The 25392-nt window shown below is 60.1% G+C and carries 24 protein-coding genes and 1 other RNA gene; 11 read left to right on the top strand and 14 right to left on the bottom strand.

Translation table 11 applies throughout. The annotated features are described in order from the left end of the window. Nucleotides 1-25: 25 nt before the first annotated feature. Both argA and argE read right to left on the bottom strand, forming a co-directional pair. On the bottom strand, nt 26-1324 hold the full coding sequence (argA, locus tag ASC74_RS01910) for an amino-acid N-acetyltransferase (RefSeq protein ID WP_046045140.1): 1299 nt from the start codon (nt 1322-1324) through the stop codon (nt 26-28). A gap of 267 nt (nt 1325-1591) precedes the next feature. Further along, the gene (argE, locus tag ASC74_RS01905) at nt 1592-2755 is read right to left on the bottom strand and encodes an acetylornithine deacetylase (protein WP_056738814.1); all 1164 of its coding nucleotides are present in this window, start codon (nt 2753-2755) and stop codon (nt 1592-1594) included. 157 nt (nt 2756-2912) lie between these two features. On the opposite strand from argE, the gene ASC74_RS01900 reads away from it, so the two are divergent. Next, on the top strand, nt 2913-4280 hold the full coding sequence (locus tag ASC74_RS01900) for a CYTH domain-containing protein (protein WP_056738811.1): 1368 nt from the start codon (nt 2913-2915) through the stop codon (nt 4278-4280). A 126-nt stretch (nt 4281-4406) separates the two neighbouring features. Here ASC74_RS01900 and ASC74_RS01895 read toward each other — a convergent pair whose 3' ends face one another. Then, entirely contained in the window at nt 4407-4871 is a 465-nt protein-coding gene (locus ASC74_RS01895; RefSeq protein WP_046045137.1) for an Lrp/AsnC family transcriptional regulator, read from the bottom strand. Nucleotides 4872-4997: 126 nt separating this feature from the next. On the opposite strand from ASC74_RS01895, the gene ASC74_RS01890 reads away from it, so the two are divergent. From ASC74_RS01890 to ASC74_RS01880, 3 genes are all read left to right on the top strand, one after another. Then, on the top strand, nt 4998-5336 hold the full coding sequence (locus ASC74_RS01890; RefSeq protein ID WP_056738809.1) for a hypothetical protein: 339 nt from the start codon (nt 4998-5000) through the stop codon (nt 5334-5336). Nucleotides 5337-5426: 90 nt separating this feature from the next. Next, the gene (locus tag ASC74_RS01885) at nt 5427-7211 is read left to right on the top strand and encodes a GspE/PulE family protein (RefSeq protein WP_056738807.1); all 1785 of its coding nucleotides are present in this window, start codon (nt 5427-5429) and stop codon (nt 7209-7211) included. A gap of 73 nt (nt 7212-7284) precedes the next feature. Then, nucleotides 7285-7602, top strand: coding sequence for a DUF2388 domain-containing protein (locus ASC74_RS01880; protein ID WP_010466645.1), 318 nt, complete (start codon nt 7285-7287; stop codon nt 7600-7602). A 176-nt stretch (nt 7603-7778) separates the two neighbouring features. Here the strand turns inward: ASC74_RS01880 and gcvP are convergent, their stop codons facing one another. Next, nucleotides 7779-10652 (bottom strand): aminomethyl-transferring glycine dehydrogenase, encoded by a 2874-nt coding sequence (gene gcvP, locus ASC74_RS01875; RefSeq protein ID WP_056738805.1) that lies wholly within the window; start codon nt 10650-10652, stop codon nt 7779-7781. A 154-nt stretch (nt 10653-10806) separates the two neighbouring features. On the opposite strand from gcvP, the gene ASC74_RS01870 reads away from it, so the two are divergent. After that, the gene (locus tag ASC74_RS01870; protein ID WP_056738803.1) at nt 10807-11946 is read left to right on the top strand and encodes a DegT/DnrJ/EryC1/StrS family aminotransferase; all 1140 of its coding nucleotides are present in this window, start codon (nt 10807-10809) and stop codon (nt 11944-11946) included. Nucleotides 11947-12060: 114 nt separating this feature from the next. Here the strand turns inward: ASC74_RS01870 and gcvH are convergent, their stop codons facing one another. The 8 genes from gcvH to ASC74_RS01830 form a co-directional block, all read right to left on the bottom strand. Then, nucleotides 12061-12444: a glycine cleavage system protein GcvH gene (gene gcvH, locus ASC74_RS01865; RefSeq protein ID WP_033060614.1), complete on the bottom strand. Its 384-nt coding sequence runs from the start codon at nt 12442-12444 to the stop codon at nt 12061-12063. Nucleotides 12445-12494: 50 nt separating this feature from the next. Beyond that, nucleotides 12495-13577: a glycine cleavage system aminomethyltransferase GcvT gene (gene gcvT, locus ASC74_RS01860; RefSeq protein ID WP_056738801.1), complete on the bottom strand. Its 1083-nt coding sequence runs from the start codon at nt 13575-13577 to the stop codon at nt 12495-12497. 156 nt (nt 13578-13733) lie between these two features. Further along, on the bottom strand, nt 13734-15350 hold the full coding sequence (locus tag ASC74_RS01855) for an ABC transporter permease (RefSeq protein ID WP_056738798.1): 1617 nt from the start codon (nt 15348-15350) through the stop codon (nt 13734-13736). Between the two features lie 143 nt (nt 15351-15493). Beyond that, nucleotides 15494-16498 (bottom strand): extracellular solute-binding protein, encoded by a 1005-nt coding sequence (locus ASC74_RS01850; protein ID WP_046053772.1) that lies wholly within the window; start codon nt 16496-16498, stop codon nt 15494-15496. 221 nt (nt 16499-16719) lie between these two features. Next, complete coding sequence (locus ASC74_RS01845; RefSeq protein ID WP_177338825.1) at nt 16720-17937, bottom strand: 2-octaprenyl-3-methyl-6-methoxy-1,4-benzoquinol hydroxylase; 1218 nt, start codon at nt 17935-17937, stop codon at nt 16720-16722. A gap of 66 nt (nt 17938-18003) precedes the next feature. Next, nucleotides 18004-19191, bottom strand: coding sequence for a 2-octaprenyl-6-methoxyphenyl hydroxylase (gene ubiH / locus ASC74_RS01840; protein WP_056738794.1), 1188 nt, complete (start codon nt 19189-19191; stop codon nt 18004-18006). Next, nucleotides 19188-20522, bottom strand: coding sequence for a Xaa-Pro aminopeptidase (gene pepP / locus ASC74_RS01835; protein ID WP_056738792.1), 1335 nt, complete (start codon nt 20520-20522; stop codon nt 19188-19190). Before pepP ends, ubiH begins: the two co-directional genes overlap by 4 nt. A 27-nt stretch (nt 20523-20549) precedes the next feature. Continuing rightward, nucleotides 20550-21110 (bottom strand): YecA/YgfB family protein, encoded by a 561-nt coding sequence (locus ASC74_RS01830; RefSeq protein ID WP_056738790.1) that lies wholly within the window; start codon nt 21108-21110, stop codon nt 20550-20552. Nucleotides 21111-21251: 141 nt separating this feature from the next. On the opposite strand from ASC74_RS01830, the gene ASC74_RS01825 reads away from it, so the two are divergent. From ASC74_RS01825 to ASC74_RS01815, 4 genes are all read left to right on the top strand, one after another. Further along, the gene (locus ASC74_RS01825) at nt 21252-21461 is read left to right on the top strand and encodes a TIGR02449 family protein (RefSeq protein WP_007942437.1); all 210 of its coding nucleotides are present in this window, start codon (nt 21252-21254) and stop codon (nt 21459-21461) included. Next, nucleotides 21458-21775: a cell division protein ZapA gene (locus ASC74_RS01820; protein ID WP_007942435.1), complete on the top strand. Its 318-nt coding sequence runs from the start codon at nt 21458-21460 to the stop codon at nt 21773-21775. The genes ASC74_RS01825 and ASC74_RS01820 overlap by 4 nt, the downstream gene beginning before the upstream one ends. Nucleotides 21776-21805: 30 nt before the next feature. Further along, a non-coding RNA gene (ssrS, locus tag ASC74_RS30700) (6S RNA) lies at nt 21806-21984 on the top strand. 86 nt (nt 21985-22070) lie between these two features. Next, on the top strand, nt 22071-22676 hold the full coding sequence (locus ASC74_RS01815; protein ID WP_046045124.1) for a 5-formyltetrahydrofolate cyclo-ligase: 606 nt from the start codon (nt 22071-22073) through the stop codon (nt 22674-22676). A 34-nt stretch (nt 22677-22710) separates the two neighbouring features. Here the strand turns inward: ASC74_RS01815 and ASC74_RS31795 are convergent, their stop codons facing one another. Then, nucleotides 22711-22863 carry a hypothetical protein gene (locus ASC74_RS31795; protein ID WP_008024268.1) on the bottom strand — a complete coding sequence of 51 codons (153 nt, stop codon included), beginning with the start codon at nt 22861-22863 and terminating at the stop codon, nt 22711-22713. A 201-nt stretch (nt 22864-23064) separates the two neighbouring features. Here ASC74_RS31795 and ASC74_RS01810 point away from each other — a divergent pair, with 201 nt between their 5' ends. Then, nucleotides 23065-23517, top strand: coding sequence for an EVE domain-containing protein (locus ASC74_RS01810; protein ID WP_056738788.1), 453 nt, complete (start codon nt 23065-23067; stop codon nt 23515-23517). A 143-nt stretch (nt 23518-23660) separates the two neighbouring features. Here the strand turns inward: ASC74_RS01810 and ASC74_RS01805 are convergent, their stop codons facing one another. After that, on the bottom strand, nt 23661-24068 hold the full coding sequence (locus ASC74_RS01805; protein ID WP_033053388.1) for a flagellar basal body-associated protein FliL: 408 nt from the start codon (nt 24066-24068) through the stop codon (nt 23661-23663). Nucleotides 24069-24218: 150 nt separating this feature from the next. On the opposite strand from ASC74_RS01805, the gene ASC74_RS01800 reads away from it, so the two are divergent. Beyond that, entirely contained in the window at nt 24219-25196 is a 978-nt protein-coding gene (locus ASC74_RS01800) for an NADPH:quinone oxidoreductase family protein (RefSeq protein ID WP_007899393.1), read from the top strand. Nucleotides 25197-25392 lie beyond the last annotated feature (196 nt).

Raw genomic sequence — 25392 nt, 5'->3', positions numbered from 1 at the left:
CACGCAGAGCGTGGGAACGATCAAGTCAGAGGGTTTTTTCGAAGATCTTCGAATTACGCTGATAGTTGTACAGCGACGCCCGCGCCGATGGCAGGCGCTCTACGCTGCTCGGCACAAACCCACGCTCGCGAAACCAGTGAGCAGTCCGGGTCGTCAGTACGAACAAGGTTTTCAGCCCCTGCGCCCGGGCGCGGGTTTCGATGCGCTCCAGCAGTTCATCACCACGACCGCCATGGCGATACTCCGGGTTCACCGCCAGACACGCCAACTCCCCCGCATCCGAATCGGCAATCTGATACAGCGCCGCACACGCGATGATCATGCCTTCGCGTTCGACCACACTGAACTGCTCGATCTCACGCTCCAGCACCTCGCGGGAACGCCGCACCAGAATGCCCTGCTCTTCCAGCGGGCTGATCAAATCCAGCAAACCACCAACGTCTTCGATCGCCGCTTCGCGCACAACCTCGAATTGCTCCTGGGCCACCAGCGTACCGCCACCGTCTCGGGTGAACAGTTCGGTCAGCAGCGCACCGTTTTCGGCGTAGCTGACGATATGACTGCGAGCCACACCGCCGCGGCAGGCCTCAGCGGCCGCATCCAACAGCTCTGCCTGATAGTTGCTGCCCAGGCGCTGCAGATGCGCCGGCACTTGTTGCGGACGCAACTCACGAACCAGGCGACCGTTTTCATCGATCAGACCCAGGTCGGCGCCGAACAGCAGCAGCTTGTCCGCCCCCAGATCGATAGCCGCACGAGTGGCGACGTCTTCGCAGGCGAGGTTGAAAATCTCACCGGTCGGTGAGTAACCCAGTGGCGACAACAGCACGATGGAACGCTCATCCAGCAGGCGATTGATGCCCTTGCGGTCGACCCGACGCACTTCGCCAGTGTGGTGATAATCGACGCCTTCAAGCACGCCGATCGGCCGTGCGGTCACCAGGTTGCCGCTGGCCACCCGCAGACGCGAGCCCTGCATCGGCGATGAAGCCATGTCCATCGACAGTCGCGCTTCGATGGCGATGCGCAACTGGCCAACCGCATCGATCACACACTCCAGTGTTGCGGCATCGGTGATGCGCATCCCGTGGTGGTAATGCGGGGTCAGGCCGCGCGCAGCGAGGCGGGTTTCAATTTGCGGACGGGAACCGTGCACCAGCACCAATCGCACGCCCAGGCTGTGCAACAGCACCATGTCGTGGACGATATTGCCGAAGTTCGGGTGCTCCACGCCGTCGCCGGGCAGCATGACGACGAAGGTGCAATCACGGTGGGCGTTGATGTAAGGCGAAGCGTGACGAAGCCAATTAACGTATTCGGGCATGAACCTGGGCCTGTAATAAATAGCAGCCAAAAAATGGGCGAAACAGAAAAACGCACAGCGGGCTGATGGTTATCGTCGGAACAGGCTTGGCGACACGCGCGCTCTCCTCATAGATACGGGTTGGGACATCGGCAATTTATACCGTTAGTTAGCCAAAACACAGAACCTGTGGGAGCGGGCTTGCTCGCGAAAGCGGTGTAACAGTCGACACTGATGGTGACTGACACTCCGACTTCGCGAGCAAGCCCGCTCCCACATGAACTGCGCTTAACTCACAGGCGTATTGGCCGGTGTCAGGCAGTAATGTTCAATCAGTTGACGTAATAGATGCACCGTAGGCTGCAAACGTGACATTTCGAGGTATTCCCCCGGTTGGTGCGCACAGGCGATGTCGCCAGGGCCGAGCACCAGGGTTTCGCAGCCAAGACGCTGAAGATAAGGCGCTTCGGTGCCGAACGCCACTGCTTCGGCACGATGGCCGGTGAGCTTTTCAGCGACCCGGACCAATTCTGCATCCTCGGCCTGCTCGAACGGCGGCACTTCGGGGAACAGCGGCGCGTAATCGATCTTCACCTGATGCCACTCGGCAATGGGCTTGAGCTTCTGCAGAATCTCCGCACGCAGGGCATTGGGGTCCATGCCCGGCAATGGGCGCAGATCAAACTCCAGCGAACACTGGCCGCAAATGCGGTTGGGGTTATCGCCGCCATGGATACAGCCGAAATTCAGGGTCGGCGTCGGCACGCTGAACTGCGGATTACGGAACTCTCGCTGCCACGCCAACCGCAAACCACGCAGCTCACCGATGGCATCGTGCATGGCTTCGAGGGCGCTGTGGCCGAGGCGCGGATCCGAGGAGTGGCCGCTCTGACCGAGGATGTCGATGCGCTCCATCATGATGCCTTTGTGCATGCGGATCGGTTTCAGCCCGGTCGGCTCGCCGATCACCGCCGCACGACCGAGCGGACGCCCGGCTTCGGCCAAGGCACGAGCGCCGGACATCGAGCTTTCTTCATCACAGGTAGCAAGGATCAACAGCGGTTGCTTGAACGGCTGATCGAGCAGCGGTATGACGGCTTCGATGGCCAGCGCGAAAAAGCCCTTCATGTCGCAACTGCCCAGACCCACCCAGCGACCGTCGACTTCGGTCAGCTTCAGCGGATCGGTCTGCCACAGCGCGCCATCGAACGGCACGGTGTCACTGTGACCGGCCAGCACCAGGCCACCGGGGCCGGAACCGAAACTGGCCAGCAGGTTGAATTTGCCGGGGCTGACCTGCTGGATGTCGCAGGTAAAACCCAGATCGCCGAGCCACGTCGCCAGCAAATCAATCACCGGACGGTTGGTTTGATCGAGGCTGGCCTGCGTACAGCTGACGGACGGCGCAGCGATCAGCGCAGCGAACTGATCTTTCATGGATGGCAAAGGCATCGCTGACTCCCAACTCCCGATTTGAACTCCATCATAGAACCATCCGGCGACAGGAATAAACCGCCGCGGCCCTATCTCAGGTCAGTGCTGTACACTGCACGACCTTGGCAGCCACACATTCCCCCCGGCTGCGCTCCCGATCCTGGATTTTCCGGCCATGCAGAAAGAAACCGAAATCAAACTCCGCGTCAGCCGAGAAACTCTCGCTGCCCTGCGCGAGCACCCGCTCCTGAAAAAACGCAACAAAAGTGGCTGGGAACGCCGTGAGTTGATGAACCAGTACTTCGACACACCTGAGCGCGACCTGGCCCGCGCCAAGGTTGCCCTGCGCCTGCGCCGCGACGGCGAAGAAGTGATTCAGACCCTCAAGACCCGCGGCCAGAGCGTTGCTGGTCTGTCCGTGCGTAACGAATACGACTGGAACCTGCCCAAAGCCAAGCTTGACGTGAAGAAACTCGACGGCGAATGCTGGCCGGAAGAATTGGCCGAGCTGGACAAGAAAACCCTGAAGGCGATTTTCACCACCGATTTCGTCCGCGAACGCGCTGAAATTGCTTGGGGCCGTGGCAAGACCAAAGTGGTCATCGAAGCTGCGCTGGACCTAGGCCACGTGGTGGTCGGCAAGCAGAAAGAAGAAATCTGCGAGCTGGAACTTGAACTGCGCGAAGGCGAGCCGGCCGCTCTGCTGGAACTGGCCGCCGAACTGGCCGCGACCCTGGCCCTGATGCCGTGTGACATCAGCAAGGCCGAGCGCGGTTATCGCTTGTACGACGCCAACAGCTATTCGTTGAGCCTGCCGGCGCCGCAGATCAGCGCTGAAACCCCGCTGGACGACGCTTTCGCCGCGCTGAGTTGGCACTTGCTGAGCAGCAGCCAGCGCCTGGCCGAGCAGTATCGTTTCAACGGCCACTGGCGCCTGTTGCAGGATTGGGTCGAAAACCTGGCTGAATTGCGCGCGCTGCTGAGCAGCCTGGGTCAAGCCGCCCCACGTCAGTCGACGCACGATCTGCGCATCGCGCTGGATGCCTTGCTCGAAGACTGGCGTCCGCTGGTGCAAGCCGGTGTCGACGACGAAGACGTGCGCAAAGCCGCGCCGGAGCAGTTCCTCGAAGAACTGGAAGACCCGCGTTGGGGCCTGTTCTCGCTGAACACTTCGCGCTGGTTGCTGGCCCGCTCCTGGGCTGCCGATCGCAACGTCCGTGGCAATCGCCAGGGCGCTGCGCAATTGGGCAGTTGGTTGCCGCGTTTGTTGGGCGAGGAAGCGACTTCCCTGCAACTGCAGCGTTATCAGCAACAGCCGGAAGACCTGGCCGAGCAACTGCCGCGCATCGAGCGCATCCAGGCTTGGCTGCACCACGCCCGCAGCGTGCTGGACATCCCGGAAATGGATCGCCTGTACGGTGAGCTGAAACAGCTTGCTCAATTGGCGAACGAGCCGATCACCGATGAATCGCTGGATGCGCGCAAACAGCAGGCGATTGCGGTGTATCAGAATCGTGCGTGGAAGATGCTGCTGCGTATGTGATACCGCCTTCGCGAGCAAGCCCGCTCCCACATTTGATCTCGGTCGTACACAAATTCTGTGTCCACTGAAAATCTCATGTGGGAGCGGGCTTGCTCGCGAAGAGGCCAGCACTGTCACCGCAAAACCTCAGACCGGCAAACTCGTCGTGGACTTTATCTCCGACAACGCCACGATCGAGTTCACCTCCTGAATCCCCGGCACCATCGACAGCTTCTCGAAGAAAAACCGCTCATACGCCTCGATGTCCGCCGTCACAATCCGCAGCAAAAAATCCACCGACCCCATCAGCACATAACATTCCAGCACTTCGGGAAAGCCGCGAATCGCCTCGGTGAATTCGGTGAAGTTGGAACGCCCGTGAGCGTTGAGTTTGATTTCAGCGAAGATCTGCGTGTTCAGACCAATTTTCTTCCGGTCGAGCAAGGTCACCTGCCCGCGAATGATCCCCTCCTCCTTCATCCGCTGAATCCGCCGCCAGCATGGCGACTGCGACAACCCCACCTGTTCCGCAATCTGCGCACTGGAAAGTGAAGCGTCCTCTTGCAGCAACGCGAGAATCTTGCGGTCGTAGCCATCCAGCTCGCTGTGCATAAAAAAACCTTTGATTGATAACTTACCGAATCAAGCAATTCAAAAAATCGCCAATAAGCCCAATCATAGATAAGAAATGCCCCGCACCGAATGTAAAAATTCCTCCAGTGATTTTGGAGACCGACCATGCCGCATCTAGAAGCCGTCAACACCCCGCACACCCGCGCCGATGTCTGGAACGTCAGCAACGCCCACTGCCGCGTTCACTATCAAATGCTGGCCGAGGCCGAACCGGATCTGCTGTGCCGGGCGCTCAACCTGTTCGCTTTGCAGTTTCTGACGCCGCAACAGGTCAACGTGCAGCGGATGGACGATCTGCTGTCGATCGACATCGTGATGGACGGCCTGAGCTGGCATCGCGCCCAGGTGATCGCGGAAAAATTACGTAACCTGATCAGCGTCTGTTCGGTTGAGCTGCAAGCGGCTGATTGCGCGTGGAATGAACCGGCTCAGGCGGCGGGCTGAAAAAACTCGACACGGCTTCGTCGGGTAGTGGCCCAACGGTCTACGGCTCCGCGACTATCCTTTGCGAACTGTTGTTCATGAGGAGCCCGCATGTCCGTTCAACTTGCCATTCAGGACCGCTGGCTGGATCTCAATGATTTGCTGCGTGAACTGGTCGCCCAAGGTTTCATCAGTCAGGACTCGGCCGAACACGCGCTCAATGCTCGACGCCGTCACGCTGCCAATGGCCAGATGCACCCGCTGGAATTCATCGCCAGCCAACTCCTGGACGATCTCAGCCGTCCCGGCAAACACCTCGACCTGGAAAGCCTGACGCTTTGGCTGTCGCAGCAGGCCGGCCAGCCTTATCTGCGTATCGACCCGCTGAAAATCAACGTGGCGGCGATTACGCCGCTGATGTCCTACGCCTTCGCCCAGCGCCACAAGATTCTTGCGGTGTCTATCGACCGCGACGCAGTCACCGTGGCCAGCGCCCAGCCCTACGTCACCGGCTGGGAAGCCGACCTGACCCACGTGCTGAAACTGCCGATCAAGCGTGTGGTGGCCAACCCGGTCGACATCCAGCGCTTCAGCGTGGAGTTTTTCCGCCTGGCCAAATCGGTCAGCGGCGCGACCAATGCCGATCAGCAGATGAACACGCTGGGCAACTTCGAGCAGTTGCTCAACCTCGGCGCCAGCGACCAGGAACCGGACGCCAACGACGCGCACATCGTCAACATCGTCGACTGGTTGTTCCAGTACGCGTTCCAGCAGCGCGCCAGCGATATCCACATTGAACCGCGGCGCGAACAAGGCACGGTGCGCTTTCGCATCGATGGCGTGCTGCACAACGTCTATCAATTCCCGCCGCAAGTGACCATGGCGATCGTCAGCCGCCTGAAAAGCCTCGGGCGGATGAACGTCGCGGAAAAGCGCAAACCCCAGGACGGCCGGGTCAAGACCAAAACCCCGGACGGTGGCGAAGTCGAGCTGCGGCTGTCGACATTGCCGACCGCGTTCGGCGAAAAAATGGTCATGCGGATCTTCGACCCGGAGGTGCTGCTCAAGGACTTTGATCAGTTGGGCTTCTCCGCCGATGACTTGCGCCGCTGGCAGGACATGACGACCCAGCCCAACGGCATCATTCTGGTCACCGGCCCGACCGGTTCCGGCAAGACCACCACGCTGTACACCACCCTGAAAAAACTGGCGACGCCGGAGGTCAACCTCTGCACCATCGAAGACCCGATCGAAATGGTCGAGCCGGCGTTCAACCAGATGCAGGTCCAACACAACATCGACCTGACCTTCGCCGCCGGTGTGCGCGCACTGATGCGACAGGATCCGGACATCATCATGATCGGTGAGATCCGCGATCTGGAAACCGCTGAAATGGCGATCCAGGCTGCGCTCACTGGCCACTTGGTGCTGTCGACGCTGCACACCAACGATGCGCCGAGCGCGATCAGCCGCTTGCTGGAGCTGGGCGTGCCGCATTACCTGATCAAAGCCACGGTGCTCGGCGTCATGGCCCAGCGCCTGGTCCGCACCTTGTGCCCGCATTGCAAGGCGCCTCTGACCCTGGGTGAGGAAGACTGGCAAACCTTGACCCGGCCCTGGCAGGCACCGTTGCCGAACAACGCACATCGCGCCATCGGTTGCCTTGAATGCCGCGATACCGGTTACCGCGGCCGCGCCGGGGTCTACGAAATCATGCAGCTGACGGACGGCGTCAAAGCGCTGATCAACCCCGACACCGATTTGCTTGCGGTGCGGCGTCAGGCGTTCAAGGAAGGCATGCGCAGTTTGCGATTGTCAGGAGCGCAAAAAGTCGCAGCGGGTTTGACGACGATTGAGGAGGTGCTGCGAGTAACGCCGCAGAGCGAACAAAAGTAGGCGCGGCCGTCATGGAACTCGATTGGGGGATTGGCAATCAAACGCCGTAGTTAACCCAGTGGAGTCACCCAATATGCGTCTCAAACTTGCTGTCGCTACCATCGCCTTGTTGTCCCTTCCTGTCGGTTCGGCGATGGCCGATAGCTTTTGGCGTAACGTCATCTCATCCGGTGCGACCACCGGTTCGACCTACCTGACCTTCAAGGATCACAAGCTGATCGTTGCCGCCCAGGACGATGCTGGCAGCTTTGTCGCCAGTGACGGCGGCATTCGCGGTCCATACCTGGAGGCCGCGATGCAGAAAGTCCGCGCCGACAACCCTGGCCTGCAGGCCACGGACATGGAACTGGCGAACGCGATCCTGGCGAAGAATGCCGTCGCTTCGGAATAAGATTTACTGCTGAACAAAAATGCCGCTCCCATGAGCGGCATTTTTTTGCCTGACACAAAACCCTGTGGGAGCGGGCTTGCTCGCGAAGGGGCCATAACATTCAACATTGATGTCGACTGTCAGTACGCTTTCGCGAGCAAGCCCGCTCCCACACTCGATTGGTGTTTCCCGGGAGGTCAGCGGTAATCATCCACCGGCACGCAAGCGCAAAACAGATTGCGGTCACCGTAGACATTGTCCACCCGGTTCACCACCGGCCAGTACTTATGCGCCTTGGTATGAGCATCCGGCGTCACTGCCTGCTCGATGCTGTAGGGCCGCTCCCAAACCCCGGTGATATCTGCCAGGGTATGCGGCGAACGTTTCAGTGGGTTGTCATCGGCCGGCCAGTTGCCGTTCTGCACCTCGGTGATTTCCGCGCGGATACTCAGCATCGCCCCGATAAACCGGTCCAGCTCCGCCTTCGATTCACTTTCGGTGGGTTCCACCATCAACGTCCCCGGCACCGGAAATGACATGGTCGGCGCATGGAAGCCATAGTCCATCAGGCGCTTGGCGACGTCCTCCTCGCTGATCCCGGTCAGCGCCTTGAGTGGCCGCAGGTCAAGAATGCATTCGTGAGCCACCCGCTCGTTGCGCCCGGTGTAAAGCACCGGAAACGCCCCAGACAAATGCTGCGCCAGGTAATTCGCGGCGAGGATCGCCACCTCACTGGCATCCGCCAATTGCGGCCCCATCATCGCGATGTACATCCAGCTGATCGGCAGGATGCTCGCACTGCCCCAGGGCGCCGCGCTGACTGCACCGTTTTGCGCCAGCGGCCCGTCGATCGGTACCACCGGGTGATTGGCCACGAATGGCGCCAGATGCGCGCGCACACCAATCGGCCCCATGCCCGGCCCGCCGCCCCCGTGGGGAATGCAGAAAGTCTTGTGCAGGTTCATGTGGGACACGTCGGCGCCAATGTCCGCCGGGCGCGCCAGTCCGACCTGAGCGTTGAGGTTGGCGCCATCCATGTACACCTGGCCGCCGTGGCTGTGGATAACTTCGCAGATTTCGCTGATGCCTTCCTCGTACACGCCGTGGGTCGAAGGATACGTCGCCATCAGGCAGGCGAGTTTGTCTCCGGCCTCTGCGGCTTTGCCTTTGAGGTCATCCAGATCAACGTTGCCCGCCTCGTCGCACTCGACGATCACCACCCGCATGCCGGCCATTTGTGCCGACGCCGGGTTGGTGCCGTGGGCCGAGGACGGGATCAGGCAGATATCCCGCGCGCCCTCATGACGACTCTCGTGATATTTGCGGATCGCCAGCAACCCGGCGTACTCGCCTTGGGCGCCGGAGTTGGGTTGCATACAGATCGCATCGAAACCGGTAATCGCGCAGAGCCAGCGCTCCAGCTCTTCGATCATCAGCGAATAACCGACCGCCTGCTCTTTCGGCACAAACGGGTGCAGGTTGGCGAACTGCGGCCACGTGATCGGAATCATCTCGCTGGTGGCATTGAGTTTCATGGTGCAGGAGCCCAGCGGGATCATCGATTGGTTGAGCGCCAGGTCCTTGTTCTCCAGTTGCTTGAGGTAGCGCAGCATCTCGGTTTCGCTGTGATGGGCGCTGAACACCGGGTGGCGCAGATAAGGCGAGGTACGCAGCAGACCTGCGGGAATACCGGAAGCAAGGGCTTCAGCGTCCAGTTCGTCGACGTTGAGCCCATGATCGGAACCGAGGAACACATCAAACAACTTCGCGACGGTGGATTCGTCAGAGGTTTCGTCGAGGCTCAGCCCCAACTGCCCGCGTCCAAGAATGCGCAGGTTGATCTGCGCCGCCTGGGCACTTTCGATGATTGCCGTCTGAGTACCACCGACCTCCAGCGTCAGCGTGTCGAAAAAGTGTGTGTTGAGGCGGGTGATGCCGTGGCGCTCAAGGCCAGCGGCGAGGATGCTGGTCAGCCGATGGACGCGCTGGGCAATGCGTTTGAGCCCTTCCGGACCGTGGTAGACCGCATAGAAACTGGCAATGTTGGCCAGCAGCACCTGAGCAGTGCAAATGTTCGAGTTGGCTTTCTCCCGGCGAATATGTTGCTCGCGGGTTTGCAGGGCCATGCGCAAAGCGACGTTGCCGCGAGCATCTTTCGACACGCCGATGATCCGCCCGGGAATCGCCCGTTTGTACTCATCGCGACTGGCAAAAAACGCCGCGTGAGGCCCACCGTAACCCATGGGCACGCCGAAACGCTGAGATGAACCGAATACCACGTCGGCGCCCAACTCCCCCGGCGGCGTCAGCAACAGCAGACTCAGCAGGTCGGTGGCGACACACGCCAAGGCTTGCTGAGCATGCAGATGATCGATCAAGGGACGAAGATCGCGGATCTCGCCGTGGGTATCGGGATATTGCAGGAGCGCGCCGAACACCTGGTGCTGTTTCAAGTTATCCACAGTGTCAATGATCAGCTCGAAGCCGAACCCTTCTGCTCGGGTCTGCACCACGGAAATGGTCTGCGGGTGACAGTTTTCGTCGACGAAGAACAGATTGCTTCTGGACTTGGCGACACGCTTGGCCAGTGCCATGGCTTCCGCCGCCGCCGTGGCTTCGTCCAGCAGCGAGGCATTGGCCAGTTCCAGGCCCGTGAGGTCGATGGTCAATTGCTGGAAGTTCAGCAGCGCTTCGAGCCGGCCTTGGGCGATCTCTGGTTGATACGGTGTGTACGCGGTGTACCAACCGGGATTTTCCAGCACGTTGCGCACAATGACGGTGGGCGTGAGGGTGCCGTGGTAGCCCATACCGATCAGGCTGGTCCAGACCTGGTTTTGCTCGGCGTAACCGCGCAGTTTGGCCAGCGCGGCTTCTTCGTCGAGCGCGGGCGGCAGGTCGAGCGGCCTGTTCAGGCGGATTCCCGGCGGCACCGTCTGCTCGATCAACTCGACCCGGCTGCCGAGGCCGAGGCTGTCGAGCATCGCCTGTTGCTCGGCGGCATCGGGCCCGAGGTGGCGGCGAAGGAAGGCATTGGGGTCGCGTAACTGGCTCAAGGACGGCAACTGGGACATGACGGGCTCTCTCTTGACTGGCGCTCAACGTCGATGCAACACGGTCAAACCAGCATAGCAGTCGATACCCGAGCGGATGGCGTGGCGCCGTCGACCAATCCGGATCATCATGCTCGGCGCACGCCTAATATCCGCCGATCGGATTTCTGAACTCATGAATCAACTGCCTTTCCTGCCTTTCTCCAAACCCACCATCGACGAAGCGACGATTGCCGCTGTTGGCGACGTATTGCGCTCGGGCTGGATTACCAGCGGCCCCAAGGTCCAGGCCTTTGAACAACAACTCTCGGAGTTTTTTGGCGGGCGCCCGGTGCTCACTTTCAATTCCGGCACCTGCACCATGGAAATCGCCCTGCGCATTGCCGGGGTCGGACCGGGCGATGAAGTGATCACCACGCCGATTTCCTGGGTGGCCACCGCCAACGTCATTCTGGAAGTCGGCGCCACGCCGGTGTTTGCCGACATCGACCCGATCACCCGCAACATCGACCTGGATCAGCTGGAAGCGGCAATCACCCCGCGCACCAAAGCGATCATTCCGGTGTACCTCGCCGGTTTGCCAGTGGACATGAGCCGGTTGTATGCGATCGCCAAAAAACACGGATTACGGATTGTCGAAGACGCCGCGCAAGCCTTGGGTTCGAGCTGGAACGGCCAGCGCATTGGCTCGACCGGCGATTTCGTGTCCTTCAGTTTCCAGGCGAACAAAAACGTCACCTCGTCAGAGGGCGGTTGCCTGGTATTGAACAATGCCGAGGAAGTTCGACTGGCGCAAAAGTACCGTTTACAGGGCGTCACCCGCAGCGGCTTCGATGGACTGGACGTTGATGTGCTGGGCGGAAAGTTCAACATGACCGACGTTGCAGCGGCCATTGGTCTGGGGCAATTTGCTCACATCGAATCAATCACTGCTCATCGCCGTGAACTGGCCAAGCATTATTTCGCTTGTTTTGGCGAGGATTTCGAAGCGTTGTACGGGGCTCAACTGCCCCCGGCGGATTTCGAGAACAGCAATTGGCATTTGTTTCAGCTGGTGCTGCCTGAGCGCAGGGATGGCCAACCGGCACGGGCTACCTTCATGGAGCAGATGCAGGCATTGGGCGTCGGTATCGGCTATCACTATCCGCCGATTCACCTGCTGAGCCTTTACCGCGAGCGCGGGTTCAAGGAAGGGATGTTTCCGGTGGCCGAACGGGTCGGTCGCCTGATTGTTTCGCTGCCGATGTTTACCGCCATGACTAAAGCGGATGTCGAGCGGTCAGTCGCAGCGGTGAAGTCCGTACTAAATCCATAGAACCTGTGGGAGCGGGCTTGCTCGCGAAGGCGGTGTATCAGTCGAAATGAATGTTGACTGATACACCGCCTTCGCGAGCAAGCTCGCTCCCACATGGATTTCGCAAGACGAAGATTATTCGCCGATGGCGGCCTTGTAGCCTGCCGCGTCGAGCAGCTTGTCCAGATCGCCAGCGTTGCTTGGCTTGAGCTTGAAGATCCAGGCACCGTACGGGTCGGAGTTGAGCAGCTCAGGGTTAGCGCTCAGTTCTTCGTTGATGGCAATCACTTCACCGGCAACCGGGGAGTAGATGTCCGAAGCGGCTTTAACCGACTCCACCACACCGGATTGATCACCGGCAGCGAAGACTGTTCCGACTTCGGTCAGCTCAACGAACACCACGTCGCCCAAGGCTTCCTGAGCGTGATCGCTGATGCCCACAGTGACGGTGCCATCGGCTTCGAGACGGGCCCACTCGTGACTTTCGGCAAAACGCAGGTCGGCAGGAATATCGCTCATGTTCTGTGTCCTCAAGAGAATTGTCAGCGGTCGTTGCCCGCCAGAAAAGGTTAGATCAAGGTTTTGCCATGGCGTACGAAGGTCGGTTTGACCACTCGGACCGGGTACCACTTGCCACGGATTTCCACTTCTGCGCGGTCGGCTGTTGCCATCGGCACGCGCGCCAGTGCTATCGACTTGCTAAGCGTAGGAGAGAAACTACCACTGGTGATCTCCCCTTCGCCAACATTGGCGATGCGGACCACTTGATGAGCGCGCAAAACCCCACGCTCCTCAAGGACCAGACCGACCAGTTTGTGCTGCACGCCAGCCGCCCGCTCGGCTTCAAGAGCGCTGCGACCGATGAACTGGCGAGTGGCCGGTTCCCACGCAATGCTCCAGGCCATGTTGGAGGCCAGTGGTGAAACGTCTTGGTGAATGTCCTGGCCGTAAAGGTTCATACCGGCTTCGACCCGCAGAGTATCGCGCGCACCGAGGCCGATCGGCGAGATGCCCGCGCCCACCAGATCGTTGAAGAATCCTGGCGCTTGATTGGCCGGCAGAACGATTTCCAGGCCATCTTCGCCGGTGTAACCCGTGCGCGCGATGAACCAGTCACCATCGGCCTGGCCTTCGAAGGGCTTGAGCATCTGAATCAGGTTGCCGCGGGACTGGGTCACCAGTTCGGAGATTTTGTGCCGGGCCTGGGGGCCTTGAATAGCCAGCATCGCCAGCTCGGAGCGCTCGTTGAGCCGCACCTTGAAACCATCGAGGTGAGCCTGCATCCAGGCGAGGTCCTGATTACGGGTGGAGGCATTGACCACCAGCCGATAACCTTCGTCGAGACGGTAGACGATCATGTCGTCGACGATGCCGCCGCGCTCGTTGAGCATGGTGCTGTACAAGGCACGGCCAGGGCTGTGCAGACGTTCGACGTCATTGGCCAGCAAATGCTGGAGCCAGGCCTTGGCCTGAGGGCCGCTGACATCGATCACGGTCATGTGGGATACATCGAAAACCCCGCAATCGCGACGCACCTGATGGTGTTCCTCGACCTGCGAGCCGTAATGCAAAGGCATATCCCAACCGCCAAAATCGACCATCTTCGCGCCGAGGGCGAGATGAAGGTCATACAGAGGCGTGCGCTGTCCCATGGGTTTCTCCTTCCGGGCGTGGCGAAGGTGCGGGCCGGTGCTGCACGGGGTGAAAGCCTTGAAATAAAAGGCTTTCAGCCGATTTCAGCTACCTGGTCTGTAGGACGGACCGCACCGAATGCGGCGCATTGTAGCCTCAAGGTGTAGGACTGGCACCTAGGCGTTTCGATGCGCTGAACGTCGAATCAATCCGATGACCGGTAGCAGGCCGACCAAAACCAGAGTCAGGGCCGGCAACGAGGCCCTCGCCCACTCGCCTTCGCTGGTCATTTCGAAGATGCGCACCGCCAGCGTATCCCAGCCAAACGGGCGCATTAGAAGGGTCGCGGGCATTTCCTTGAGCACATCGACGAACACCAGCAACGCAGCGCTCAACGTTCCTGGCAGTAATAACGGCAGATACACTTTGAAAAACAGTCGTGGCCCACTGACGCCAAGGCTACGTGCCGCTTCGGGCAAAGATGGCCGTATTCGCGCCAGACTGCTTTCCAGCGGTCCATAAGCCACCGCGATGAAACGCACCAGATAGGCCAGCAACAACGCCGAGAGGCTGCCCAGCAACAATGGCTTGCCGGCGCCGCCCAACCAACCCGATAACGGGATCACCAGTTCGCGGTCCAGGTAACTGAACGCCAGCATGATCGACACCGCCAGCACCGAACCCGGCAAGGCGTAGCCGAGGTTGGCCAGGCTGATGCCGGAGCGGATCGCTCGGGTCGGGGCCAGACGTCGGGCAAACACCAGCACTAAAGCAACACTGACGGTGATCAGCGCCGCCATGCCGCCCAGGTACAACGTATGGACGATCAGCCCCGCGTAACGCTCATCCAGGTCGAAGCGCCCGCGCTGCCAGAACCACACCGCCAGTTGAAGCACTGGAATGACGAAAGCGCAGGCGAACACCAGACCGCACCAACTCATGGCCGCCAACGCCTTGAAACCGCGCAGGTGATACAGCGCCTTGACCCGAGGTCGTTCGTTACTCGCCCGGTTGGCCCCGCGAGCACGACGCTCGCCGTACAGCACGACCATCACCACCAGCAGCAACAGGCTGGCCAGTTGCGCGGCGGTGGAGAGGCTAAAAAATCCGTACCAGGTTTTGTAGATGGCGGTCGTGAACGTGTCGAAATTGAACACCGACACCGCACCGAAATCCGCCAGGGTTTCCATCAGCGCCAGCGCCACGCCAGCGCCGATGGCCGGGCGCGCCATGGGCAGCGCAACTCGCCAGAACGCTTGCCACGGGGATTGCCCCAGGACGCGCGCCGCTTCCATCAGGCCTTTGCCCTGCGCCAGGAACGCGGTTCGCGCCAACAGGTAAACGTAGGGGTAAAAGACCAGCACCAGGACCAGAATCACGCCGCCGGTGGAGCGCACGCGCGGCAACCTCAAACCCGTGCCGAACCATTCGCGCAACAGGGTTTGCACGGGGCCGGCGAAATCCAACAGGCCGACGAAGACGAATGCCAGTACATAAGCCGGAATCGCAAAAGGCAGCATCAGCGCCCAGTCCAGCCAACGCCGACCGGGGAATTCGCAGAGGCTGGTGAGCCAGGCGAGGCTCACACCCAAGAGCGTCACGCCGATACCGACGCCGAGCACCAGGGTCAGGGTGTTGCCCAGCAGGCGCGGCATCTGGGTGTCCCAGAGGTGGGACCAGATTTGATGATCGATGGTTTGCCATGACAACAGCAAAACGCTGAGGGGCAACAGGACCAGCGCAGCAATGGCGAAGACCAGGGGATACCAGCGGCGTTGGGCGGGGTGGGCCAAGGAAAAGCTCTCTGGGGGAAATCAACGAAATGTACGTTAAACGCAAAAAAGATCGCAGCCTGCGGCAGCTCCTACAGGGTGAATATCATCCCAACGTAGGAGCTGCCGCAGGCTGCGATCTTTTGATCTTTAAAGCGACAGACTCAGTTCCAACCCGCCCGATCCATCATCCGAATCGCTTCAGCCTGACGCTTACCGGCAATTTCCACAGGCAAGGTATCGGCGACAAACTTGCCCCAGCTCGCCACTTCTGCAGACGGCTGAACGGCAGGGTTCGCCGGGAATTCCTGGTTCACGTCAGCGAAGATCTTCTGCGCTTCAGGCGTGGTCATCCATTCCACCAAGGCCTTGGCCGCTTCCGGGTGCGGAGCGTGTTTAGTCAGGCCGATGCCCGACAGGTTCACGTGCACGCCACGGTCGCCCTGGTTCGGCCAGAACAGCTTCACCGCCAGATCAGGCTTCTGCTTGTGCAGGCGACCGTAGTAGTACGTGTTGACGATACCGACGTCGCATTGACCCGCGTTGATGGCTTCCAGCACCGCGATGTCATCCGAGAACACGTCGGTGGACAGGTTACTCACCCAGCCCTTGAGAATCTTCTCGGTTTTGTCGGCGCCATGGACTTCGATCATGGTGGCGGTCAGGGACTGGTTGTAGACCTTTTTCGCTGTGCGCAGGCACAGGCGGCCTTCCCAGTTTTTGTCGGCCAGACCTTCGTAGGTGGTCAACTCACCGGGTTTCACCCGATCGGTGGAGTAAGCGATGGTCCGCGCCCGCAGGCTCAGGCCAGTCCAGGCATGGGCGGATGAGCGGTATTGCAGCGGGATGTTGGCGTCGATCACCTTGGAAGTGAACGGTTGCAGGATGCCCATTTGCTCGGCCTGCCAGAGGTTGCCGGCATCGACGGTCAGCAGCAGGTCCGCGGTGGCGTTTTCGCCCTCGGCCTTGATCCGCTGCATCAGCGGCGCTTCCTTGTCGGTGATGAACTTCACCTGCACGCCGGTTTTCGCGGTGTAGGCATCGAAGACCGGCTTGATCAGCTCGTCGATACGCGAGGAGTAAACCACCACCTCGTCAGCGGCCTGGGCTGCGGTGCTGCCAATCAGGGTCAGGGCGAGTGCGGTCAGTAGACGCTTCGGTACCAGCATGGGAGCGATCTCTCGATTGAAAAATTGAAGCCAAATGATATGGACTCACATTTAGCTTCTCAATCGAACAGTTTGCGGAGGAGTTACCAGATGTTGCACAGGTTGGGATGTGTGGTGGATGTACCGACGTCTTCGCGAGCAAGCCCGCTCCCACAGTTGAAATGCATTCCCATGTGGGAGCGGGCTTGCTCGCGAAGAGGCCATCAGCCGCAATGAAGATGTCAGGCCTTGGCGAGCGCCGGCAAATCCCCGGTCAACCCCAGCGCCTCACGCACGAACAGCGCCTTGGCCTCGGGCATCTGGTCGACCACCTTTAACCCGGCATTGCGCAACCAGCGCACCGGCAATGGATCAGCCTGGAACAGACGCTCGAAACCCTCCATCGCCGCCATCAACGCCAGGTTGTGAGGCATGCGCCGACGTTCGTAACGGCTGAGCACTTTCACATCCGCCAGACGCTCGCCACGCGTCGCCGCTTGCAACAGCACTTCGGCCAGCACGGCGGCATCGAGGAAACCGAGGTTCACGCCCTGCCCGGCCAGCGGGTGAATGGTGTGCGCCGCATCGCCGATCAACGCCAAACCTTCAGCCACATAACGCTTGGCATGACGCTGCCGCAGCGGTACGCACAGACGCGGATCGGCGCTGTGCACTGTGCCGAGTCGACCTTCGAAGGCCCGCTCCAGCTCTTTACAGAAACCTTCGTCGTCCAGCGCCATCAGGCGTTCGGCTTCGCTCGGCGTGGTTGACCAGACGATCGAACACCAATCCTGCTGACCGTCACGTTCCAGCGGCAGAAACGCCAATGGACCGTTATCGGTGAAGCGCTGCCACGCGGTCAGTTGATGAGGTTTGGCGCTGCGCACGCTGGTGACAATCGCGTGGTGCATGTAGTCCCACTCGCGCGTGGCCATGCCGGTCAGACGCCGAACAGCGGAATTAGCGCCATCCGCTGCGATCACCAAAGGTGCACGCAAGGTGCGGCCATCGGCCAGGGTCAGCAGCCAGTCGTCGCCGGAGCGACGCATCTGTTCCAGACGCGCATTGGCCAGCATTCCGAGGTCGCAGTCGTGCAAACGGTCGAGCAAGGCGTCTTGAACCACGCGGTTCTCAACGATATGCCCCAGCACGTCGGCATGCACACTGGCCGCCGAGAAATGAATCTGCCCGGTGCCGCTGCCGTCCCAAACGTGCATGTCGGTGTAAGGGCTGCTGCGCCGATTGGCGATGCCGTCCCAAACGCCCAGACGTTCAAGAATCCGCTGGCTGGCAGTCGATAAGGCGCTCACTCGCGGCTCGAACGAAGCCTGGGCATCGAAGGGTTTGACGCTCAGGGGGCTGCCGTCCAGCAGCAGGACTTCCAGCCCGCTGTCCTGCAACGCCAGCGCCAGGGCGCTGCCGACCATTCCGGCCCCGACAATCAGCAGATCTGCGCGCATTTCCATGCTTTAAGCCTGTCTCGCTTGCGGCTTGAGCCGCCTATAAAGGAATTTTCCGACCGCCACTCAAGCATCGGGACGCGTACCCAAACCCATGGCCTGTCGCGCGAACCAGCGTTTGGCCGGCGGCAACAGATCGAGACCGAGCAGACCGATGTTACGGCCCAGGGAAACCAACGGTTGAGTGCTGCCGAACAAACGGGTGACCTGATCGGAGAAGCCCACGGTCAGGTTCTGATCCAGACGCTGACGCTCGCGGTAAGCCTGCAAGGTCGCAAAGTCTCCGGGAGATGTTTCGCTGGTCAACAACGCATCGGCCAACGCTTGAGCATCACGCAAGGACAGGTTGAAACCTTGCCCTGCAATCGGGTGCAGGCTGTGGGCAGCATTGCCGAGAATCGCCAGATGCGGACGCACCTGCTCTTCGGCCTCGATCAATGTCAGCGGGTACAAATGCCGCGCGCCAACCTGCTTCAAAGTGCCGAGGCGATAACCGAACACGCCTTGCAACTCGCTGAGGAAGCTTTTTTCATCGAGGGCCGCCAGCCGTTGCGCGTCCATGCCCAATCGAGTCCAGACCAGTGCGCAGCGGTTTTCCGGCAACGGCAACAAGGCCATCGGCCCGTCATCGGTGAAACGCTCGAAGGCCATGCCGTTGTGCGCTTCACTCGGTGTGATGTTGGCAATCAACGCGCTCTGGTTGTACGGGCGCTTTTTGATGCCGATCCCCAGTTGTTCACGCAGACCGGAACGGCCGCCATCGGCGAGTACCGCAAGATCGCATTCCAGAGTGGTTTCGTCGTTGAGGGTCAGGCGATAGCCATCGATCAGCGGCTCCATGCGCGTGACTTCCGCCGGGCAACGCCAGCTGATCACGTCCCTGTCCAGCCCCTGCCAGAGGCATTGGCCGAGCCAGGCGTTTTCCACGACATAACCCAGCGCCGGAACGCCCTCTTCCATCGCCGACAATCGCGCGGTGGAGAAGCGTCCACGGTCGGAGACATGAATCTGTTTGATCGGCTCGGCGCGGCGGGAGATTTCCTGCCACACGCCCAACCGTTGATAAATCTGCTTGGCGCCGTAGGACAACGCAGAAGAACGGGCGTCGTAGCTCGGTTGATAAGTATCGCCGGGGGCGAACGGTTCGATCAGCACGATCTTCCAGCCACGAGCCTTGGCTCCGGCCTGCAGTGCCAACGCCAGGCTGGCGCCGACCAAACCACCACCGATGATTGCCAGATTGACTCGACTCATGCCGCTTGTGTCCGCGCGGCGGCCATCAAGGCCTCGATCTCGGCGACCGTTTTCGGTACGCCTTTGGTCAGGATTTCACAGCCGGTTTTGGTGACCACTACGTCGTCCTCGATGCGCACGCCAATGCCGCGCCATTTCTTCGCTACGTTCTGGTTGCCCGGGGCAATGTAGATGCCGGGTTCCACGGTCAGCGCCATGCCGACTTCCAATACACGCCATTCGCCGCCGACCTTGTATTCGCCGACATCATGCACATCCATGCCCAGCCAGTGGCCGGCGCGGTGCATGTAAAACGCTTTATAGGCTTCGCTGGCGATCAACTCGTCGACGTCGCCCTGCAACAAGCCCAACTTCACCAACCCGGCAGTAATCACCCGGACCGTGGCTTCGTGGGCCTGATTCCAGTGTTTGTCCGGGGCGATTTCCGCAAACGCGGCTTCTTGCGACGCCAGTACCAACTCGTAGATCGCCTTCTGTTCCGCTGAATACTTACCGTTGACCGGCCAGGTGCGGGTGATGTCGCTGGCGTAGCAGTCGATCTCGCAACCAGCATCGATCAGCACCAGGTCGCCGTCCTTGAGCACCGCGTCATTCTGCTGGTAATGCAGGATGCAGCTGTTGCGCCCAGCGGCGACGATCGAACCGTACGCGGGCATTTTCGCCCCGCCCTTGCGGAACTCGTAGTCGAGCTCGGCTTCGAGGCTGAACTCATGCAACCCGGCCCGGCCGGCCTGCATCGCGCGGATGTGCGCCTGGGCGGAAATCCGTGCGGCTTCGCGCATCACTTTCACTTCTGCCGCCGATTTATACAGGCGCATGTCATGAAGCAGATGATCCAGGGCAACGAATTCGTTCGGCGGCTGGGCGCCGAGGTGCGCTTTAGAGCGGATCACGTTGATCCAGTCCATCAGGTGCCGGTCGAATTCCGGGTTGCTGCCCATGGCCGAATACACCCGGTCGCGACCTTCGATCAGGCCCGGCAAAATGTCGTCGATGTCGGTGATGGGGAAGGCGTCGTCGGCGCCAAAGTCGCGAATCGCGCCTTCCTGCCCGGCGCGCAGGCCGTCCCACAACTCTCGCTCGGCATTGCGTTCACGGCAGAACAGTATGTATTCGCCATGTAAACGCCCGGGCATCAAAACGATGACCGCCTGAGGCTCGGGAAAACCGCTGAGGTACTGGAAGTCGCTGTCTTGACGGTAGACATGCTCGACGTCGCGGTTGCGGATCGCAACGGCGGCGGCGGGCAGGATGGCGATGCTGTTGGGTTCCATCTGCGCCATCAAGGCCTTGCGGCGACGGCTGTATTCCGATTTCGGGATATGAATCATGGGCAGATGGCTTTCCCTGGCACGCGATTAATGCAACGACGGTTTGGCGGCAGCCGGCGCGTCCGGCTTTTTGTTTTCGGTGAACAGCAGCAGCGGCGCGACGCGCAGGTACTCCATCACTTCCATGTAATCGCTTTCGCCGTCGTCGGACTCTTCCAGGGCGTCTTGCACCTGTGAAATAGCCGCCAGGTCCTGAAGTACTTCGGTGGCCTCGGTGCTCAGCATGCTGCTGTCACGGCAGTTCAGGCCGAAACCGCTGAGGAAGCCCTGGCACCATTGGCCCAGTGCGGCGGCACGGTCGGCCAGTGGCTCGTCATCGGTCGGCAGCAGCAGAACGACGGTCACGTCGTCGCCGGTGAGCTCGCCCTTGACCATCTCCTGCAAGCCGATCAAGGCGTTGCGGACATTATCCTGCGGCTCGCTTTCGAGCAGCTCGGCGGCATCGATCAACCATTCTTCTGCATTGAAGCCGGCACCGGCGCAACTGCGGCCGAGCAGCAGGCCATGCAGTTCGGCAGGCGAGACATTATGACCGCTGGAAGTCAGCAGTTTGGCGAAGGCTTGGTACGGGGAATTCTGAATGGGCATGGGCAGCTAGGCGCCAGACGGCGCTATGTCTAGAATGAAGGCCTTGTATCCTACATCGACAGACTCGCCAAGACTATTAAAGGCTGTCCGCCAGCCAGGGTGCAGACCCTGCCACTCATCAGACACAATTCAGTGGAAACAATGGAAGACACCGACCTGCAAGCGCTGATGGCCAGACTTGAGCTGCTAATTAGCCGAGTCGAGCAACTAAAGAGTCAAAACGGACTCCTATTAGCTCAGGAAAAGACCTGGCGCGAGGAACGCGCTCACCTCATTGAAAAGAACGAAATCGCCCGGCGTAAGGTCGAATCAATGATTTCGCGCCTCAAGGCCCTGGAGCAAGACTCATGAGTTCAAGCAATAGCGTTACCGTGCAGATCCTCGATAAAGAATATTCGATCATCTGCCCCCAGGAAGAGCGCAGCAATCTGGTGAGCGCCGCCCGTTACCTGGACGGCAAAATGCGCGAAATCCGCAGCAGCGGCAAAGTCATCGGTGCCGACCGCATCGCCGTGATGGCCGCCCTGAACATCACTCACGATCTTCTGCACAAGGAAGAACGCCCGGATGTACAGGCCAGCGGCTCGACCCGCGAGCAGGTTCGCGACCTGCTGGATCGCGTCGATCTGGTGCTCGCAACCGATCCGGACGTCACCAAGGGCTGAAACGCGAAACCGCTTGGGGTATACTCGCATCACTCCCTGGGGTGCTTGCCAGTTGGCGATGTCCCTGAGCCGATTTGCTATACCCTGGAGGTTGCACGTTGGGCTGGTGTGCATGTCCGCTAGACGGAAAGCCTTAAAGCCTACTGCATCTTCCACCTTGAACTTTCGGGTTCAAGGGCTAAGTCGACAGCGGTACATCCGGGGAGCCTGATTCCAGTCCGATGCCGGTTTAATTACCGGCATCGGCTTTTTTACGGGTACGCTTTATGTACTTGCCCTTCTGAAGCCCGAATCCATGACCGAACCTGCGCTGCTGCCCCGCCCGCAACTTCGACGCATGCTGCGCAAGGCCCGCCGCGCACTGACTCCCAGTCAGCAACGCCAGGCCGCTCGCGGGCTGTACAAGCAATTGGCCCAGCAACCGCTGTTTCGCCGCGCAAAACATATCTCTCTGTATCTGCCTACCGACGGTGAAATCGATCCGCGGGTTTTGCTGCGTGCCGCTCAACGTCGGGGCAAGGCGACTTATCTGCCGGTGCTCAGCGCCTGGCCACGAACCAAAATGGTGTTCCAGCGAATTCGCCCCGGCGAAAAACTCAAACCCAACCGCTTTCGTATTCTCGAACCCCGGCACAACCTCGCCCGACAACGCAAAGTCTGGGCGCTCGATCTCGTCCTGTTGCCATTGGTGGGATTTGACGATGTCGGTGGACGCCTGGGCATGGGCGGTGGTTTCTATGATCGAAGCCTGGCGTACCTGGCGCGACGTAAAAACTGGCGCAAGCCGACGCTATTGGGGCTGGCCCATGAATGTCAGAAGGTCGAACGATTGGCTCAAGCGAGCTGGGATGTGCCGTTACAGGGAACGGTGACAGACAAGGCGTGGTATTTCGCCGGCTAGACGCCACTGGAATCAGCGGCGTCCGAAGACAGTTTCAGCGTTTGAAGGCCGACGGCTGTTGTTGTTGCGCGATTTCGATCGGAGCGTCGGTCTTGTTGCTCCACAGGCTTTGGGCATAGCCGGTGGTCACGACGCCGAGGCCGAACAAAATAACCAAAATCCATAGTAAATCCGGTTTGCGTTTCATCGATTGCCCCCCAAAGGCACATCAACACGATGACAGCAGCGGTTTCCGTTGTAGGTGTAGGCCGTGCAGCAGCGTCAAGCTTAGAAGGCCGGCATTTTGCGGCAACGTGAACCGACACGCAAACGCTGGCGTCAACCGACCGTCGGTTTGTCATAAAATTCCCCGACAACTTGCCCACTCACCTCGCAAGGAGCAAAAACCATGGCTTATTGGCTGATGAAATCCGAGCCCGACGAGCTCTCGATCAAGGGCCTGGAGGCGCTTGGCACAGCGCGCTGGGACGGGGTTCGCAACTACCAGGCACGTAATTTTCTGCGGGCCATGGCCGTGGGCGACGAGTTTTTCTTCTATCACTCCAGCTGCCCCGAACCGGGGATCGCCGGTATCGGAAAGATCGTCGAAGCCGCGTATCCGGACCCGACGGCGCTGGAGCCGGAGAGTCATTATTACGATCCGAAGGCCACGGCAGAGAAAAACGCCTGGAGCGCGATCGATGTCGCGCATGTCGAGACGTTTCAAAACGTGCTTAAGCTGGATTATCTGAAACAGCAGACCGCGCTGGCCGAGATGCCGCTGGTGCAGAAAGGCTCGCGACTGTCGGTGATGCCGGTGACGGCCGAGCAGTGGGCGGCGGTGATTGCATTACGGGCTTAAGCCTTGCAGTGACTGCATCAATGCTTTCGCGAGCAAGCCCGCTCCCACATTTGATCTCCAGTGGTTGCAAGTTTTGCATCCAACACAGGACTAATGTGGGAGCGGGCTTGCTCGCGAAGAGGTCCGCCCGGACAGCGAAGGACTTATTGAATAATCAGGTTGTTGAACAACAGATCCTCAACCACCGGGCTACCGGTTTCGTCGCTCATGATTTGCTGGGTCTGCTTCAGGGCTTCCTGACGCAGCTTTTCCTTGGCCTCGACGTTGTTCATCGCTTCAGTGGTCTGCTGGGCAAACAGCGCCACCAGTTGATTACGAATCAACGGCTCATTGGCTTTCACCAGTTTGGTCGCCTCATCACCGGTCACTCGCAATGCCACATCGGCCTTGTAGACCTTGAGCTTCGGCGTCCCGTCCAACCCGTAGTTGCCCACGAACGGCGGGCTCAGGGTGATGTAATTGACCTTCGGAGCTGCACCTTCTTTGGCTTCTTCGGCCATCGCTGCCACAGGCAGAGACAGGGCCAGCAACAACATGATCCACGCTTTCACAATTCGCTCCTTATCCGGTTTGCGGCCTAGCATAACGACCCGCCGCTCAAGCACAAGCTTATGGCTGACTATCAGGGCCGGGCATGCTCGTTGACCCATCGACTCACACACCTACACTTATCGGCCATCACTCCCAAAGGAATAGCCCTGATGAAAGCCGTGCTGTGCAAAGCCTTCGGCCCTGCCGAATCGCTGGTGCTGGAAGACGTCGCCAGTCCTGTCGCGAAGAAGAATGAAATCCTGCTGGACGTGCACGCCGCCGGGGTGAATTTCCCGGACACGCTGATCATCGAGGGTAAATATCAGTTCAAACCGCCCTTCCCGTTTTCCCCGGGTGGCGAAGCGGCAGGCGTGGTCAGCGCGGTGGGCGAAAAGGTCAGCCACCTCAAGGTCGGCGACCGGGTCATGGCGCTGACCGGTTGGGGCAGTTTCGCCGAACAAGTCGCGGTGCCGGGCTACAACGTGCTGCCCATCCCGCCATCGATGGACTTCAACACCGCCGCCGCGTTCAGCATGACCTACGGCACTTCGATGCACGCGCTCAAGCAACGGGGCAACCTGCAACCGGGTGAAACCTTGCTGGTACTCGGTGCTTCCGGCGGTGTTGGTCTGGCCGCCGTGGAAATCGGCAAAGCCATGGGCGCCCGCGTGATCGCCGCCGCCAGCAGTGCCGAAAAACTCGCCGTGGCCAAGGCTGCCGGCGCCGATGAGCTGATCAACTACAGCGAAACCAGCCTCAAGGACGAAATCAAGCGCCTGACCGATGGCCAGGGCGCCGATGTGATCTACGACCCGGTGGGCGGCGACCTGTTCGACCAGGCCATCCGAGCCATCGCGTGGAACGGCCGTCTGCTGGTGGTGGGTTTTGCCAGCGGTCGCATCCCTGAATTGCCGGTCAATCTTGCGCTACTCAAAGGTGCAGCGGTGGTCGGCGTGTTCTGGGGCTCGTTCGCCCAGCGCCAGCCTCAAGACAACGCGGCGAACTTCCAGCAATTGTTTGGCTGGTTTGCCGAGGGCAAGTTGAAGCCGTTGGTGTCGCAGGTGTATCCACTGAGCAATGCGGCACAGGCGATCAATGATCTTGGCCAGCGCAAAGCGGTCGGGAAAGTGGTGGTTCAAGTTCGCTGATTGTTTACCTGAACTGCTTGACCCAAACCGGGACGCAGCCCTGCGACCCGGTTCCGCCATTCCCACAACGCCCTACATTTATACCTGAGCGACATGTTCATAAAAGAACATGCAATCTCCAGCATTTCCGCTATTTGGCCGATGCGAACCGGTGCTATTTTCGGTAACGAAACTGTAACATTCGCATCCGCAGTCA

Source organism: Pseudomonas sp. Root329 (assembly GCF_001424925.1).
Taxonomy (GTDB): Bacteria; Pseudomonadota; Gammaproteobacteria; order Pseudomonadales; family Pseudomonadaceae; genus Aquipseudomonas; species Aquipseudomonas arabinosi.
Note: the sequence above shows the minus strand (reverse complement) of the source record. Positions and strands in the feature narration are given on the sequence as shown.

What these genes read in the sequence shown, in the direction of transcription:
- argA (WP_046045140.1), bottom strand. Translation starts at nt 1,324, where the DNA reads ATGCCCGAATACGTTAATTGGCTTCGTCACGCTTCGCCTTACATCAAC.
- argE (WP_056738814.1), bottom strand. Translation starts at nt 2,755, where the DNA reads ATGCCTTTGCCATCCATGAAAGATCAGTTCGCTGCGCTGATCGCTGCG.
- ASC74_RS01900 (WP_056738811.1), top strand. Translation starts at nt 2,913, where the DNA reads ATGCAGAAAGAAACCGAAATCAAACTCCGCGTCAGCCGAGAAACTCTC.
- ASC74_RS01895 (WP_046045137.1), bottom strand. Translation starts at nt 4,871, where the DNA reads ATGCACAGCGAGCTGGATGGCTACGACCGCAAGATTCTCGCGTTGCTG.
- ASC74_RS01890 (WP_056738809.1), top strand. Translation starts at nt 4,998, where the DNA reads ATGCCGCATCTAGAAGCCGTCAACACCCCGCACACCCGCGCCGATGTC.
- ASC74_RS01885 (WP_056738807.1), top strand. Translation starts at nt 5,427, where the DNA reads ATGTCCGTTCAACTTGCCATTCAGGACCGCTGGCTGGATCTCAATGAT.
- ASC74_RS01880 (WP_010466645.1), top strand. Translation starts at nt 7,285, where the DNA reads ATGCGTCTCAAACTTGCTGTCGCTACCATCGCCTTGTTGTCCCTTCCT.
- gcvP (WP_056738805.1), bottom strand. Translation starts at nt 10,652, where the DNA reads ATGTCCCAGTTGCCGTCCTTGAGCCAGTTACGCGACCCCAATGCCTTC.
- ASC74_RS01870 (WP_056738803.1), top strand. Translation starts at nt 10,807, where the DNA reads ATGAATCAACTGCCTTTCCTGCCTTTCTCCAAACCCACCATCGACGAA.
- gcvH (WP_033060614.1), bottom strand. Translation starts at nt 12,444, where the DNA reads ATGAGCGATATTCCTGCCGACCTGCGTTTTGCCGAAAGTCACGAGTGG.
- gcvT (WP_056738801.1), bottom strand. Translation starts at nt 13,577, where the DNA reads ATGGGACAGCGCACGCCTCTGTATGACCTTCATCTCGCCCTCGGCGCG.
- ASC74_RS01850 (WP_046053772.1), bottom strand. Translation starts at nt 16,498, where the DNA reads ATGCTGGTACCGAAGCGTCTACTGACCGCACTCGCCCTGACCCTGATT.
- ASC74_RS01845 (WP_177338825.1), bottom strand. Translation starts at nt 17,937, where the DNA reads ATGCGCGCAGATCTGCTGATTGTCGGGGCCGGAATGGTCGGCAGCGCC.
- ubiH (WP_056738794.1), bottom strand. Translation starts at nt 19,191, where the DNA reads ATGAGTCGAGTCAATCTGGCAATCATCGGTGGTGGTTTGGTCGGCGCC.
- pepP (WP_056738792.1), bottom strand. Translation starts at nt 20,522, where the DNA reads ATGATTCATATCCCGAAATCGGAATACAGCCGTCGCCGCAAGGCCTTG.
- ASC74_RS01830 (WP_056738790.1), bottom strand. Translation starts at nt 21,110, where the DNA reads ATGCCCATTCAGAATTCCCCGTACCAAGCCTTCGCCAAACTGCTGACT.
- ASC74_RS01825 (WP_007942437.1), top strand. Translation starts at nt 21,252, where the DNA reads ATGGAAGACACCGACCTGCAAGCGCTGATGGCCAGACTTGAGCTGCTA.
- ASC74_RS01820 (WP_007942435.1), top strand. Translation starts at nt 21,458, where the DNA reads ATGAGTTCAAGCAATAGCGTTACCGTGCAGATCCTCGATAAAGAATAT.
- ASC74_RS01815 (WP_046045124.1), top strand. Translation starts at nt 22,071, where the DNA reads ATGACCGAACCTGCGCTGCTGCCCCGCCCGCAACTTCGACGCATGCTG.
- ASC74_RS31795 (WP_008024268.1), bottom strand. Translation starts at nt 22,863, where the DNA reads ATGAAACGCAAACCGGATTTACTATGGATTTTGGTTATTTTGTTCGGC.
- ASC74_RS01810 (WP_056738788.1), top strand. Translation starts at nt 23,065, where the DNA reads ATGGCTTATTGGCTGATGAAATCCGAGCCCGACGAGCTCTCGATCAAG.
- ASC74_RS01800 (WP_007899393.1), top strand. Translation starts at nt 24,219, where the DNA reads ATGAAAGCCGTGCTGTGCAAAGCCTTCGGCCCTGCCGAATCGCTGGTG.